Raw genomic sequence first — 13243 nt, 5'->3', positions numbered from 1 at the left:
CAAGCCAGCGCGGACGCCGATCCGGGCCCGGCCCTAGGATGGGGTCGCCGACCGGATTAATCCGTCATGCCGTAGTCGCTGCATCACCTGAGGATGGTAATGGCCGAAAGCGCCCATGGCGGTGCCGTGCCCGCCACCGTGCCGAGCGAGACCGCCGGCCCGAAGGCGCGATCATCGGCGACTGCGGTGGCCGGGCCACCGTCACCCGCCGGCCGGGTCCGTCGGGCTCGCCGCTGGATGGCGTTGGCGGCGGTGGTGACGCTCCTGCTCGGTGTCGCGGTGTCCTGTGTCCGAGGCCGTTCCGCCGATACTGACGAGCCGCACGTGAATGCCCCCGCATGGCGAGCGCCCTCGGCCTCGGAGCCCACCCTGCGCGGCCTCGCACTGCCGAACGTCCGGATGGGCACGGCCGTTGACGACCGCCTGCTGGCCGAGGACGAGCGGTACCGCACCACGCTGGCCTCGCAGTTCAACGCGATCACACCCGAGAACGCCATGAAGTGGTCGGTGCTGGAGCCTGCGCGGGACCACTACGACTGGGGCGCCGCCGACCGTCTGGTCGAGTTCGCCGAGGCCAACGGACAGGCCGTGTACGGCCACACGCTGGTGTGGTACGGCAGCCTCCCGTCGTGGATTGACGAGTCGTGGTCGCCGTCCCAGGTGCGCGCGGTGCTGCGCAAGCACGTCACCACCGTGGCATCCCGATACCGGGGCCGGGTCTGGGCCTGGGACGTGGTGAACGAGGTACTGGCCGAGGACGGCTCGTTGCGCGACACCATCTGGCTGCGCAAACTCGGGCCCGGATACATCGCCGACGCGTTCCGCTGGGCGCGCGAGGCCGACCCGGACGCCCGACTGTTTATCAACGAGTACGGCACTGAGGGCCGGACCAAGAAGTCGGACGCCCTGTGGCGATTGGTCCGTGACCTACGCGCCCAGGGCGTGCCGATCCAGGGAGTGGGCTTCCAGAGCCACCTCCGGGCGGACCAGCCCCCGACCGACATCCTGGGCAACTTGCGCCGCTTCGCCGCCCTCGGCGTGGTGGTGGCTGTCACGGAGCTGGACGTCCGGCTGAAGCTGCCGGCGACTCCGGAGAAGCTGGTCAGCCAGGCGTCGCTGTACCAGCGTGTGCTGGCCGCCTGCCTCGCCGTGCCCACCTGCGAGTCGTTCACCGTCTGGGGCTTCACCGACGCCGGCAGCTGGATCCCGCACCGCTACCAGGGGTACGGCGCCGCCTGTGTGTTCGACATGGGCATGCGGCCGAAGCCGGCTCACGGGGCGCTGGTGGCGGAGCTGCGCGAGCGAGAGTCGGCCTCGCCGGGCTGACCCGCGGCGCTTGCCGGCCGCCAGGTGTCCGGATCGCAGTGATCCGCAGTCGCGCTCGCCCACCGAGTGGGCCGCTCCACCACACACAATCCACCGAACCGCCAATGGTCAGCGAAACTGGCCAGGCATAAGGTGCACGTCGCGATCTGCCGACGGGGGCTGACGTAGGAAGGAAGATCGTGTCCCTGGATACCCGATCGCCCGCACCGTCCGTGCCGTCGAATACGGCGGCGAACCACGGTGCCGGCGTGATAACACCGTCGAACGGCTTTGCCCGGTCGGCCTTTGGGCGCCCGGCCACCCCACGTGTGAGCTGGCACCGGCCGTACGTGCTCTGGCTGCTGCTGCTCGACCTGCTCGCCGCGCTGGCGGCCAGCCGGACCGCGATAGACCTGCTTGAAGAGGCCGACGCCGGCTTCCGGAACCCGGCGGCGCCCGGCGGGGTCGACGGGGTCTTCGTGTTGGTGGCCAACCTCGGTATCCCGGTGGGATGGGTCCTGCTGCTCGCCGCCTGCGGCGCGTACGACCGCCGTGCGCTCGGCATCGGCACCGAGGAACTCAAGCGGGTGGTGCGGGCCGACATCGCGATGGCCGCGACCGTGTCCCTGCTTGCGCTCGGCTTCAAGAAGGACCTGTCCCGGTTGACGGTGCTCCTGGTCGTGCTGGCAGCCTTGGGCTACACGCTGATCGGCCGCTTCGTGGCCCGCACCGTGCTGCATTTCCTGCGCCGACACGGATCGCACGCGTCGCAGAAGATCCTCCTCGTCGGGAAGCTCTCCGACGCGATGGCGCTCTACGACGTGGCGATCCGCAATCCCGCCGCTGGGCTGCACCCGATCGCCATCCATTTGCCGCACCACCCGCGCCCCGGGGAGACGGTGACCGCACCGGTGCCGGTCTACGTCGGCTGGGAACTGGTGCCGCTCGTGCAGGAAATCGGCGCAGACACCATCGCCGTCTGCGGTCCAGCCAGCCTGGAGTCGTACGAGCTGCGCAAGCTGGCCTGGCAGATCGAGGGCACCGGGCTGGACCTCGTGGTGGTGCCTCAGGTCACCGACGTCACCGGCCCGCGCATCCACGTGCGTCCGGTGGAGGGCCTGCCCCTGCTCAACGTGGAGGAGCCGACGCTGTCGGGCCTGTCGCTGGTGGCCAAGGCGACCCTCGACCGGTTCACCGCCCTGGTCGGCCTGATTCTGCTGAGCCCGGTGCTGCTCGGCATCGCGCTGGCCATCAAGCTGACCGACCCGGGGCCGGTGATGTTCCGCCAGACCCGCATCGGGCACAAGGGCAAGGCATTCAAGGTCTGGAAGTTCCGGACCATGTACACCGATGCGGAACAGCGGCTCGAGGCCCTGCAGGACCAGAACGAGAGCGACGGGCTGCTGTTCAAGATGAAGGACGACCCCCGGGTCACGCCGATCGGCCGCCACCTCCGCGCGCTGTCGCTGGACGAGCTACCCCAGCTCATCAACGTGCTGATGGGCCAGATGTCGCTGGTCGGTCCGCGGCCGCTGCCCACCGAGGATGACGACTACCAGGGCGATGTGCGTCGACGCCTGCTCGTGCGGCCCGGCATCACCGGGCTCTGGCAAATCTCCGGCCGGTCGGACCTGACCTGGGACGACGCGGTACGCCTGGACCTGCACTACGTGGACAACTGGTCACTGGCGTACGACCTCGGAATCCTGTGGCGGACCGTGAGCGTGGTCCTGGCTCGGCGCGGCGCCTACTGACGCCAAACGGGGCGGCAGGGTCACCCGACCCTGCCGCCCCGATCACGTCATCGTCCCGCCCACCGGGGCGGTCACTTCCGGGCGTACTGCTTGATCTCCTCCACCGCGTCCCGGCGCACCGCGTCGTAGCAGGCCTTCGCCCGGGCGGTGTCGGCGAGCACCACGCTCTCGGTGCCCTTCCGGCCGGTGCCCTTGGTCGGGCTGGTGAGGAACGACAGGTTGCTGCCCCGCACCCCGCGCATCTGCGTCCCCATGTCGAGCAACGACATGCCCTTGTCCACCGACACCGAACTCGACGTCGCCTTGACGAACGAGTTCAACTTGGCGGGGTTGGTGAGGATGCCACCGGAGGCGGCCTTGTCCAGGATGGCCTTGATGACCTGCTGCTGGTGGCGGATGCGGGCGAAGTCACCGTCCGCGAATTGCTTGCGCTGGCGGGAGTAGTCCAGCGCCGCCTCGCCGTCAAGCTGCTGCGGCCCGGCCTGGAAGGAGCGGTACGGCGGGTGGATCGACTTGAACGACTTCTCCACGTCGACGGTCACACCGCCGAGCGCGTCGATGATCTCCTTGAAGCCGGCGAAGTCGATGATCGCCACGTGGTCGATCCGGACCCCGGTGAACTTCTCCACCGTCTGCACCATCAGCGGCACACCGCCCCACGCGAAAGCGGCGTTGATCTTCGCCTCCCGACCGCCGTGCTGGCCATCCGCCGATCGCGGCACCGACACCCACGTGTCCCGCGGAATGGAGATCAGCTGGGCGCTCGACCGGTCGGCCGGAAGGTGCGCCACGATGATCGAGTCCGTACGCGACCCCTCGGTCTTCTCCGGGTCACGCGAGTCGCTGCCGAGAATCAGCAGGTTCTGGGCCCCCTGGGCGCCGGCCGCCGGCCGCTCCGCCTCGGGCACCCCGGTGAAGGCGTCGACCCGGTCGATGCCGGACTCCACCGACTTCAGGTAGATGCCACCGGCGATCAGGCCGCCACCACCCAAAAGCACCACCACCAGGAAGGTGATGAGCAGGACGCGCCGCCAGCGACGCCGGGGACGCTTCTGCGCGGCAGGCTCCACCTCGGACGGAACCTGGGTCGGGCCGGTTGGATCCACGTACGCCGGCTGATCGGCGTGCTGCTGGCCAGGAAACATGCGGGCGATGCTACTTACTCACGCTCTGCCGCGCGGACCCTCGTCCGACCGGCCACCTGCCGGCCACCCGGTTGGCGACAAAACTTTCCTCGCCAGTCGCCACCCCAACCTGATAAAACCGCACAGGTGGACGCAACGAAGCTCCGTCGGGCCATCGCCCGCACCCGGCTGGCCCCGGTCGCCGCCTTCCCGACCCGCCTGGCCAAGGTCGCCCGGCACGACGGCAAGGTGCTGCGCGCCTCCGCCCGCTGGCTGCTCACCTCTCGCGAGCATCACAACTACACGTACGACCTGACCAGCCTGAGCCAGCACCACCTCGCCTGGTTCGTCAGCGTCGTCTGCGACGTCCCCGTCGGGCAGGTGCGCGGCTGGTTCGCCGAACTCGAAGGCGACGACAAGTTGCGCGGGCACATCGAGACCGCCACCGCCACCGCGTCCCGGCGCGGCCTGGCCGACCGGCAGGTCCGCTACGCCCGCCGGATCGGCTGGTACGCCATCGTCCGCGCCCGCAAACCCGCCCACGTCGTCGAGACCGGCGTGGACAAGGGCCTCGGCAGCTGCGTCCTGGCCGCCGCCCTGCTGCGCAACACCGCCGAAGGGCACCCCGGCCGCCTCACCTCGCTCGACATCAACCCCGAGGCCGGCTACCTCGCTAAAACCACCCCGTGGGCCGACGTGGTCGACCTCGTCATCGGCGACTCCATCGCCTCCATCAACGCACTGGACCGGCCGGTCGACCTCTTCCTGCACGACAGCGACCACAGCCGGGGGCACGAGCAGCGCGAGTTCGCCGCGATCGAGCCGCAACTCGCCCCCGCGGCGATGCTGCTCACCGACAACGCCACGATCACCAACGTCCTCGCCCAGCACGCCGAACGCACCGGTCGCCGGTTCCTCGCATACCGGGAGACCCCGGCCCGGCACTGGTACCCCGGCGACGGGATCGGCGTCGCCTGGTGATGGTCGCGCCTTAACTCTCGGTCAGGCCGCTTGTCCGGGCCGCCAGAGCTCCGGCAGCATCGACCGCCCGGCTGCGGCTGCCGACATTGCCGGAATGGTCAGGCCGCTGCGGTGCCCAGGTCGAGCCACATCAAGACCTCGTCCCGCTCGTCGCCGGGGACGAGGCGCAGCGCGGCGGGGAGCCGGCCCACCTCCCGGTAGCCGAGCCGGCCGTAGAACGCGCCCAGGCCCAGGCCGTCCCGCACCGTCACGTGCAGCGCCGCCAGGCCCAACTCCCGGCCGATCCGCTCGGCCTCGCGCATCAGCGCCGCGCCGTACCCCCGGCCCTGGGTGTCGGGATGGACCATCACCCGCTTGAGCACCCGCCAGTGCGTCTTCAGGTGGAACCGGTTGTCGGAGATGATCAGGATGCCGACGAGACGGTCCCCCGCGTAGCCCACCAGCAGCCGGTCCGGCCCGTCGGCCAGACCCGCGAAGGTCTCCTCGGCGAGGGGCCGGACCTCGGCCGCCGTCACCGGGGCGACGAAGCCGACCGCGCCGCCGGCGTTGGTGACGTCCACCCAGAGCGCGACGATCTGCTCGCGCAGCTCGGGGGTGAGTTCGGGGTCGAGGACGAAGCGCAGGTTCACGCCCGCCATCCTGCGGGAATGGCGCGGCGTGAACCCACCTTCGTGACCTTCACGACACCGCTGCTGGTGCGGGAGAGGGGAGTCGAACCCCCACGTCCTTTCGGACACGGGCTCCTAAGGCCCGCGCGCCTGCCTGTTACGCCACTCCCGCCGACCCGATGAGTCTAGTGCGTCGCGCCGAGACGGTGTGCAGTCCCGCCCGCCGCAGAATGTTCGACACCGTTCCATGGCTGACCACCCAGGTGCCGGCCGACGACGACTTGATGAGGTCGGCCAGCCTCCGCGGGCCGAGATCGGGGTGTGCCAGCGCGTGGCGAACGACGACAGCTTCGAGTGCGAGATCCCGGGTTGCCCGGCGTGCGGGCGCGGCGGCGAGGCCGCCTCGGTCGGCGAGACGTTGTCGGAGCCGGGCGACGTGGTTGCGGTGACAGCCGATTCGCCGCGCGGCCTCGCTCGGACCGAGGATGCCGTCTGCCACTTGCCTGATCAGGTCTTCCACCTGGTCCAGCGGTAACTGCGGACGAACTGCCGGCGTGGGTGCGGCGGTGGGGGACGGGGCCTCTGGCGACGGACCGCCCTTGTTCCGGCCAGCGTAGGTGTCGGTCTGGCTGTGACAGTTCGGACAGAGAATCCGCAGGTTCGGTGGCCGGTTGTCCAGGAAGTCGCCGTTCATGTGGTCCACGTGCAGCGTCAGCGGCCGGCCCCGCCAGCGTGGGCCGACGCCGCAGCCCTCACACTCCTCGGGGACGCCGATGTCCCGCAGCGCCCACTTCAACCGGGTGCCCGGTGTGCGGCGGGAGCCGGCCGGCAGCCGTAGCAGCAACTGGGACGAGGTGGTGCGCCGTGCGCCGCGTTGCCCCTTGTTGTGCACCTGCCCTGTGAAGTGCGACGTGTCGATGCCGAAGCGCTTGAGCTGCCGGCTGATGTGCGCGTGCGACCCGCCGCTCATCCGTACACCGAGCAGCCGCAGCACCTCCGCGATGCTCCGGGCCTGTGCCGCCGCTGCCGCCAGCATCTCCGGGCTGTACTTGTACCGAGGCATGTGCGCACGGTAGCGGCGGCCTACAACAGGTTCAGTCCAGGCCGAGGTCCCGGCGGAGCTTGGCGACGTGCCCGGTGGCCTTGACGTTGTAGAGCGCCCGCTCGATCTTCCCGTCCTCGTCGATGACGAAGGTCGAGCGGATCACCCCGGTCACCGTCTTGCCGTACAACTGCTTCTCGCCGTACGCGCCGTACGCGGTCAGCACGGCCTTGTCGGTGTCGGCGACCAGCGGGAAGGTGATGGCGTCCCGGTCGCGGAACTTCGCCAGCTTCTCGGGCTTGTCCGGCGAGATGCCCACCACCTCGAAGCCGGCGGCCTGGAGCGAGGCGAGCGAGTCGCGGAAGTCGCACGCCTGCTTGGTGCAGCCGGGCGTCATGGCGGCGGGGTACGCGTACAGGATGACCTTGCGGCCACGCAGGTCGGCCAGGGAGAGGCTCCCGCCGCTGTCGGTGGGGAGGGTGAATTCGGGGGCGGGGTCGCCGGGGCTGAGGCGGTCGGTCATGGCGCAGACGATACCGCCGCATGGCCGGACCGGGACGGTGGCGACGCGCGGTGGCGTGATGGTCACCATGGCTTGTTGCAAGGGATTGGCAACAACAGGTCGTCGCAAATAAGCTGCCCGTGTCGGCGTGGATCGTCCCGCCGCGTCGGGGGAGGTCGAGTGGACACACTGGCGATGCACATCTCGAACGGGATCATCGACGGTCCCGTCGCCGCGATCTTCGCCGCGTTCGCGCTCGCCGTGCTCGCCTTCTGCGTGCTGCGCGGGCGCCGCGACCTCGACGACCGGCTGGCCCCCATGGCGGGCCTGGTGGCCGCGTTCATCTTCGCCGTGCAGATGCTCAACTTCCCGATCTTCACCGCCGGCGTCAGTGGCCACCTGCTCGGTGGCGCCCTCGCCGCGCTGCTGGTCGGGCCGTGGGTCGGGGCGCTCTGCGTGGCCGTGGTCCTTGTCGTGCAGGCGCTGGTCTTCGGCGACGGCGGGGTGGCCATGCTCGGCCTCAACATCACCAACATGGCGATCCTCGGCACCGCCGCCGCGTACCTGCTGATCGCGCTGCTGCTGCGGGTGCTGCCGCGCACCACGGCCGGTCTCGGCGTCACCGGCTTCGTCGCCGCGCTGGTCAGCGTGGTGGTCGCCAGCCAGGGCTTCGTCCTGCAGTACTGGCTGGGCGGCACCGCCGACCTGGGCGGCAACCTCGCCGGCCTGGCCGGCACGATGGCCGGCGTCCACCTGCTGATCGGCATCGGCGAGGGCCTGATCACCGCGACCACGGTGGTCACCGTCGCGAAGGTCCGTCCCGATCTGGTGTACGCGCTGCGCGCCCGTAAGCCGGCTGTGCCGGCTCCCGCCGTCCCGGCCGCCGGAGGTGTCCGATGAGCAAGCGTCCCTGGCCCTTCATCCTCGGCGGCCTGCTGGTCGCCCTGCTGCTCGCCGGCGTGGTGAGCAACTACGCCTCGTCGCACCCGGACGGGCTCGACTCGTCGCTGCTGAAGGGGTGCACGGTGAACGCCGAGGACGAGATCACCGGCGGGAGCTGCCCGGCCCAGCAGGCCAAGGACCACGAGTTGGCCGACAGCCCGTTGGCCGACTACGGCGTCCGGGGCGTCGGCAACGGGTTCCTCTCGACCGGCATCTCCGGCGTGATCGGCGTGCTGCTCACCTTCGCCCTGGGCGGCGGCCTGTTCTGGCTGGCCCGCCGCCGGGGCCCGGCCAACGGCGCCCTCACCGATCCGGCCAACGGTGCCCCGACCGGCCCGGCCAACGGCGCCCTCACCGATCCGGCCAACGGCATCCCGACCGATCCGGCCGGTGGCGCCCCGACCGGGTCGGCTGCACGGGACGCCGGCGCGCGCCCCGCCGGCACCCGCTGAGGGACCCGCCGTCATGGGTGCCGGGCACGTGCACGTGCTCTATCGCGAGTCCGCCTCACCGGTGCACCGCCTCGCGCCGGAGGTGAAGATCGCCGCGATGGTGCTCTTCACCGTCGCGGTGGTCGCCACGCCCCGGGAGGCGTACTGGGCTTTCGGCGCCTACGCCCTGCTGGTCGCCGCCGTGGCGGCGTTGGCACGGGTCGGGCCGCGCTGGCTGCTCAGCCGGGCGCTGATCGAGCTGCCGTTCGTGCTCTTCGCCTTCGCGCTGCCGTTCCTCGGCACCGGGGAGCGGGTCGAGGTGGCCGGGCTGAGCCTGTCCGTCGACGGGCTGCACGGCGCGTGGAACATCCTGGCCAAGGGCACGCTCGGCGTACTCGCGTCGCTGCTGCTGGCGGCGACCACGACGACGCGTGACCTGATCGTCGGCCTGGACCGGCTGCGCTGCCCGCAGATCCTCACCCAGATCGCCACGTTCATGCTGCGCTACCTGGACGTGCTGGTGGGCGAGGCCCGGCGGATGCGGGTGGCCCGGGTGTCCCGGGGCGACGATCCGCGGTTCCTCTGGCAGCTCCGCGGTTTCGCCGCCGGGGTGGGCGCGCTCTTCCTGCGCGCCTTCGAACGCGGCGAGCGGGTCTACCTGGCGATGGTCTCCCGTGGCTACACCGGGCGGATGCCGGCGGTGTGGCAGGGCGCGGGCGCGGCCACCGCCGGGCAGTGGGTGGCCGCCGCGACGGTGCCGTTGGCCGCGGCCACCATCGCCGCCGTCGCGGTCGTCCTGAGATGATCGGGCACGTGCAGACACCTCCCTCGCTGGACGTACGCGGCGTCCGGTACGCGTACCCAGACGGCCACGTCGCCCTGCACGGGGTGGATCTGACCGTGCCGCGCGGGGAGCGGGTGGCGCTGCTCGGGCCGAACGGCGCCGGCAAGACCACGCTGGTGCTGCATCTCAACGGCATCCTCACCGCGACGGAGGGGACGGTCAGCGTCGGCGGCCTGACGGTGGGCCGGGACCGGGACACCCTCGCCGAGATCCGCCGCCGGGTGGGCATCGTCTTCCAGGACCCGGACGATCAACTGTTCCTGCCCACCGTCGCCGAGGACGTCGCGTTCGGGCCGGCCAACCTGGGGCTGCGCGGGGCGGAGCTGGCAGCCCGGGTCGACGAGGCCCTGGCCGCCGTGGGGATGAGCGAGCACCGGGACCGGGCGCCGCACCACCTCTCGTTCGGGCAGCGCCGCCGGGTGGCGGTGGCCACCGTGCTCGCCATGCACCCGGAGATCCTGGTCCTCGACGAGCCGTCGTCCAACCTCGACCCGGCCGCCCGGCGGGAGCTGGCGGAGATCCTGCGTGCGCTGCCGGTGACCCTGCTGATGGTCACCCACGACCTGCCGTACGCGGCGGAACTCTGCGACCGTTCGGTGATCCTGGACGCCGGCCGGATCGTCGCCGACGCCCCCACGCCCGAGATCCTCACCGACGACGCCCTGCTGGCGGCCCACCGCCTCGAGCTTCCCTACGGCTTCGACCCCCGCACCGCCGCCCGCCCCGCCTGACCCACCTCACCGGGCCAGCGTTGCGGTGGGGCGTGGGTCGCCCGGTGTGTGCCGCGCGGCGCGGGAGGCGGCGTGCAGGCGCAGGACGCCGGCGGCGACCGCACCCGCCCCGGTGGCCAGGATCACCGTCACCAGCACCCGGGCCAGGCCCGCCGGCCACAGCACCGGCACCACCGAGCGGGACAGCACGGCCAGGTTCGCCACCCCGGCGAAGAGGGCCAGGCAGGCCCCGGCCAGGGCGAGCGCGAAGTCGGCGGCCTCCCGGCGAGCCAGCGCGTATCCGCCGGCGGCGAGCGCGCCGAGCCCGGTGAGCAGCGTCCACACCTGCCCGCTGACCAGCTCGAGCAGCACCCCACCGGCGCCGGCGGCCCCGGCGTCCAGCGCCCGGCCGACGGTGAGCGCCACCGTGGCCAGCCCGCCGGCGGCGAGCAGCGCGCCCGCCGCCCGCAACGAGCGCGTACCGGCCGTCGAGCCGGCGGGGACCAGCCCCGCCGCGCCGATCAGCAGGAAGCCGAGCGTGGCGGCCACCCACCACGGGTAGGCGTCCGGCGGCGGCACCCAGTCCAGCGTGCCGCGTACCTCGATGGGCTGGTCGCCGGTGCGCAGCGGCACCACCCAGGCGCGGACCTGCTGCTCCCGGGCCGGGTCGGCGGTGACCTGCGGCGGCGGCGCCGACTCCAGCCAGAGCGTGCGCTGGTCGTGCCAGCGGGCCGTCGGCCCGGCGGAGATCCGCTGCCAGGTCGGCGTCGCCGCCGGGTCGGCCTGCGGGGGGAGCTGGGTGTCGGCGGCGATGGTCCGGTTCAGGTAGGTGGCGGGGGAGCGGGTGTTCTCATATACCCCGCCCGGCCCGATCCGCAGGTACGGCTCGCCGGAGTAGCCGATCACCTCGACGTCCCGCCCGGTGTGGTTGGTCAGCTCGAGCCGGGCGCCCGCCTCGACCATCCGGGCGGTGAGTCCGGGCGGGGCGGGGCTGAGCTCGATCACCGCGGCCCGGTAGTTGGTGCCGTCGGGGGCGTCCGCCCCGTGCGCGGCGGCCGGGGCGGCGAGGGCGAGGAGTGCGGTGAGAGCGGCGGTGAGCACCACCGCCGCCCGGCGCAGCGGTCGGAGGCTCACTTGCCGGCCGCCGCCACCGCTGCCTTGATCCCCTCGGGGCTCTTGTCCGTGAGCTCCTTGCCGTTGACCTTGATGGTCGGGGTGCCGGTGACGCCCGACTTGCTGGCGTCGTCCGTGACGTGTGCGGTCCACGCCTTGAACGTGCCGTTGTTGACGCACGCGCCGAAGTCGTCCCGGTTCAGCCCGACGCCGGCGCCGATGTCGATCAGCTCGGCGTCGCTCAGCCCGGCGCTGCCCTCCGGCGGCTGCTTGGCGAAGAGCTCGTTGGTGAACTCCTTGAACCTCGAGCCCTTGGCGGCGCAGCCGGCGGCGGCCGAGGCGCGGGTGGAGTACTGGGTGGTGGAGAAGCGGTTCAGGAAGGCCACCGGGTGGAAGATCACCCGCACCTTGTGGTCCCTGACCAACTCGTCGATGGTCGCCCCGTTGACCTGCTGGAACTGCTTGCAGACCGGGCAGAGGTAGTCCTCGTACAGGTCGATGGTGACGGGGCCGTTCCCGTCGAGGATGCCGGTGCCGCCGGCGTTGGCGCCGGGCGGGGCGGTGAAGGTCTTCGACTGCTGGCTGGAGTAGACGGCCCAGCCGATCAGCCCGGCGATCACCAGCACCACCACCGCGGCGATCGACGTGATGATCGTGCGGGTGCGCCGCTTCTCCCGGGCGATCTGCGCGCGGACCACCTGGGCCGCCTTCTTCTGGCCCTTCCGACTACTCATCCTCGCCCTCCTCGGGTGCCGCGCCCGCCAGCCAGCCGTCCACCGAGAACGGAGTGCGGGGCCAGATCAGCAGGAATCCGGCCATGACCAGGAATCCCAGGTCCCGGAGGATCTCCGGGAGGTAGCTCGGGGCCTGCCCGGCGGCGAGTTGGCCGCCGCTGCCGAAGCACCCGCAGTCGATGGCCAGGCCGCGCGCCCAGGCCGAGGCGATGCCGGTGATGAAGACCACCAGCAGCGCCGTGGAGACGCCGGCGACCAGGCGGCTGGCCAGCCCGACGAGCAGGAGTACGCCGAGCGCCAGCTCCACGAAGGGCAGCGCGGCGCCGATCACGGTGGCCACCTCGTACGGCATGACCTGGTACGCGTTGACGGCGCGACCGGAGGCGGCCAGGTCGCCGACCTTGGTGGCGCCGGCGAACAACCAGACGGCGGCCAGCCCGAGCCGGACGGCGATGCCGAGCCAGGGTCGGACGGCGGGCCAGCGGATGGCCCGGGTGCTCGGTGCGGTCACGGTCATTGGTCGCCCCGGATCCGAGAAAAGTTCCGCCATCATCCGGCGAGGGCGTCGCCGACGGCGTCGATCAGCTCGCTGCGGGCCCGGGCGACGCGGGACCTGATGGTGCCCACCGGCACCCCCTCCACGGCGGCGGCCTCGGCGTAGGACAGGCCGAGCAGCTGGGTGAGCACGAACGCGCCGCGCCGTTCGGCGGGCAGCCGGCGGATCAGGTCGGTGGCGCCGAGCTGCCCGGCGGGGTCGGGGTACGGCCGCTCGGTGGCCGCGTGCGCGGCGAGCCGCTCGTCGAGCCGCCGCCGGCGGACCACGGTGCGCAGGTGGTCGGCGCAGGCCCGCCGGGCGATGCCGAGCAGCCAAGTACGCGCGGTGGACCGTCCCTCGAAGGCGGGCAGCGCCCGGAACGCCCGCAGGTACGTCTCCTGGGTCAGGTCGTCGGCACTGTCCGGGTCGACCAGGGCGGCGGCGAAGCGCCACACCTCGGCCTGGGTGGCCCGGACGAAGGCGGCCTGGGCCACCGGATCGCCGTCGCGGGCGGCCAGCGCCCAGTGCGTCGCCGGATCCGGCGCAGCGTCGAGCCCCGCCGCACGGTGGCCGGCGGAGCTGTCGCGCGGGGCGGGGATCACGACTGACGAGGTTACG

General features: G+C 72.1%; 15 protein-coding genes and 1 tRNA gene. 7 read left to right on the top strand and 9 right to left on the bottom strand.

Annotated features, from left to right (window positions below; all coding sequences use genetic code 11):
- Positions 1–324 precede the first annotated feature (324 nt).
- Together ABZ783_RS02615 and ABZ783_RS02610 are read left to right on the top strand one after the other, a co-directional pair.
- Complete coding sequence (locus ABZ783_RS02615; RefSeq protein WP_357433995.1) at positions 325–1326, top strand: endo-1,4-beta-xylanase; 1002 nt, start codon at positions 325–327, stop codon at positions 1324–1326.
- Between the two features lie 308 nt (positions 1327–1634).
- Entirely contained in the window at positions 1635–3059 is a 1425-nt protein-coding gene (locus ABZ783_RS02610; RefSeq protein WP_357433993.1) for a sugar transferase, read from the top strand.
- Between the two features lie 71 nt (positions 3060–3130).
- Here the strand turns inward: ABZ783_RS02610 and ABZ783_RS02605 are convergent, their stop codons facing one another.
- A complete protein-coding gene (locus tag ABZ783_RS02605; RefSeq protein WP_357433991.1) occupies positions 3131–4204 on the bottom strand; it encodes an LCP family protein in 1074 nt (357 codons plus the stop codon).
- A 126-nt stretch (positions 4205–4330) separates the two neighbouring features.
- Here ABZ783_RS02605 and ABZ783_RS02600 point away from each other — a divergent pair, with 126 nt between their 5' ends.
- Positions 4331–5164 carry a class I SAM-dependent methyltransferase gene (locus ABZ783_RS02600; RefSeq protein ID WP_357433989.1) on the top strand — a complete coding sequence of 278 codons (834 nt, stop codon included), beginning with the start codon at positions 4331–4333 and terminating at the stop codon, positions 5162–5164.
- Positions 5165–5262: 98 nt separating this feature from the next.
- On the opposite strand, the gene ABZ783_RS02595 is transcribed toward ABZ783_RS02600, so the two are convergent.
- The 4 genes from ABZ783_RS02595 to bcp all read right to left on the bottom strand — a co-directional run bounded on the left by ABZ783_RS02595 (position 5263) and on the right by bcp (position 7337).
- Positions 5263–5793 carry a GNAT family N-acetyltransferase gene (locus tag ABZ783_RS02595; RefSeq protein ID WP_357433987.1) on the bottom strand — a complete coding sequence of 177 codons (531 nt, stop codon included), beginning with the start codon at positions 5791–5793 and terminating at the stop codon, positions 5263–5265.
- Between the two features lie 64 nt (positions 5794–5857).
- Positions 5858–5944, bottom strand: a tRNA-Leu gene (locus ABZ783_RS02590).
- A complete protein-coding gene (locus tag ABZ783_RS02585) occupies positions 5930–6766 on the bottom strand; it encodes a hypothetical protein (RefSeq protein WP_357433985.1) in 837 nt (278 codons plus the stop codon). Before ABZ783_RS02585 ends, ABZ783_RS02590 begins: the two co-directional genes overlap by 15 nt.
- A 100-nt stretch (positions 6767–6866) precedes the next feature.
- Complete coding sequence (bcp, locus tag ABZ783_RS02580; RefSeq protein ID WP_357433983.1) at positions 6867–7337, bottom strand: thioredoxin-dependent thiol peroxidase; 471 nt, start codon at positions 7335–7337, stop codon at positions 6867–6869.
- Between the two features lie 159 nt (positions 7338–7496).
- On the opposite strand from bcp, the gene ABZ783_RS02575 reads away from it, so the two are divergent.
- From ABZ783_RS02575 to ABZ783_RS02560, 4 genes are read left to right on the top strand one after another with little or no spacing between them, the layout of a single operon-like run.
- Positions 7497–8216, top strand: coding sequence for an energy-coupling factor ABC transporter permease (locus ABZ783_RS02575; protein WP_357433981.1), 720 nt, complete (start codon positions 7497–7499; stop codon positions 8214–8216).
- Positions 8213–8710, top strand: coding sequence for a PDGLE domain-containing protein (locus tag ABZ783_RS02570; RefSeq protein WP_357433979.1), 498 nt, complete (start codon positions 8213–8215; stop codon positions 8708–8710). The genes ABZ783_RS02575 and ABZ783_RS02570 overlap by 4 nt, the downstream gene beginning before the upstream one ends.
- Positions 8711–8723: 13 nt before the next feature.
- Positions 8724–9494, top strand: coding sequence for a cobalt ECF transporter T component CbiQ (cbiQ, locus tag ABZ783_RS02565; RefSeq protein WP_357433977.1), 771 nt, complete (start codon positions 8724–8726; stop codon positions 9492–9494).
- The gene (locus ABZ783_RS02560; RefSeq protein WP_357433975.1) at positions 9491–10264 is read left to right on the top strand and encodes an ABC transporter ATP-binding protein; all 774 of its coding nucleotides are present in this window, start codon (positions 9491–9493) and stop codon (positions 10262–10264) included. The genes cbiQ and ABZ783_RS02560 overlap by 4 nt, the downstream gene beginning before the upstream one ends.
- Positions 10265–10270: 6 nt before the next feature.
- Here the strand turns inward: ABZ783_RS02560 and ABZ783_RS02555 are convergent, their stop codons facing one another.
- From ABZ783_RS02555 to ABZ783_RS02540, 4 genes are read right to left on the bottom strand one after another with little or no spacing between them, the layout of a single operon-like run.
- A complete protein-coding gene (locus ABZ783_RS02555) occupies positions 10271–11377 on the bottom strand; it encodes a hypothetical protein (protein WP_357433973.1) in 1107 nt (368 codons plus the stop codon).
- The gene (locus tag ABZ783_RS02550; protein ID WP_357433971.1) at positions 11374–12090 is read right to left on the bottom strand and encodes a thioredoxin domain-containing protein; all 717 of its coding nucleotides are present in this window, start codon (positions 12088–12090) and stop codon (positions 11374–11376) included. The genes ABZ783_RS02555 and ABZ783_RS02550 overlap by 4 nt, the downstream gene beginning before the upstream one ends.
- Complete coding sequence (locus tag ABZ783_RS02545) at positions 12083–12607, bottom strand: MauE/DoxX family redox-associated membrane protein (protein WP_357433969.1); 525 nt, start codon at positions 12605–12607, stop codon at positions 12083–12085. Before ABZ783_RS02545 ends, ABZ783_RS02550 begins: the two co-directional genes overlap by 8 nt.
- A gap of 32 nt (positions 12608–12639) precedes the next feature.
- Positions 12640–13227, bottom strand: a complete 588-nt coding sequence (locus ABZ783_RS02540) for a sigma-70 family RNA polymerase sigma factor (RefSeq protein WP_357433967.1) — start codon at positions 13225–13227, stop codon at positions 12640–12642.
- Between the last annotated feature and the right edge of the window lie 16 nt (positions 13228–13243).

The sequence above is a fragment of the Micromonospora sp. NPDC047738 genome (genome assembly GCF_040642675.1).
Lineage (GTDB): Bacteria > Actinomycetota > Actinomycetes > Mycobacteriales > Micromonosporaceae > Micromonospora.
The sequence above is the reverse complement of the archived record's forward strand: the minus strand, read 5'-3'. Positions and strand labels throughout refer to the sequence as shown.

Coding starts and splice junctions, on each gene's coding strand:
- ABZ783_RS02605 (WP_357433991.1), bottom strand. CDS start 4,204: ATGTTTCCTGGCCAGCAGCACGCCGATCAGCCGGCGTACGTGGATCCA.
- bcp (WP_357433983.1), bottom strand. CDS start 7,337: ATGACCGACCGCCTCAGCCCCGGCGACCCCGCCCCCGAATTCACCCTC.
- ABZ783_RS02570 (WP_357433979.1), top strand. CDS start 8,213: ATGAGCAAGCGTCCCTGGCCCTTCATCCTCGGCGGCCTGCTGGTCGCC.
- cbiQ (WP_357433977.1), top strand. CDS start 8,724: ATGGGTGCCGGGCACGTGCACGTGCTCTATCGCGAGTCCGCCTCACCG.
- ABZ783_RS02560 (WP_357433975.1), top strand. CDS start 9,491: ATGATCGGGCACGTGCAGACACCTCCCTCGCTGGACGTACGCGGCGTC.
- ABZ783_RS02550 (WP_357433971.1), bottom strand. CDS start 12,090: ATGAGTAGTCGGAAGGGCCAGAAGAAGGCGGCCCAGGTGGTCCGCGCG.
- ABZ783_RS02545 (WP_357433969.1), bottom strand. CDS start 12,607: ATGACCGTGACCGCACCGAGCACCCGGGCCATCCGCTGGCCCGCCGTC.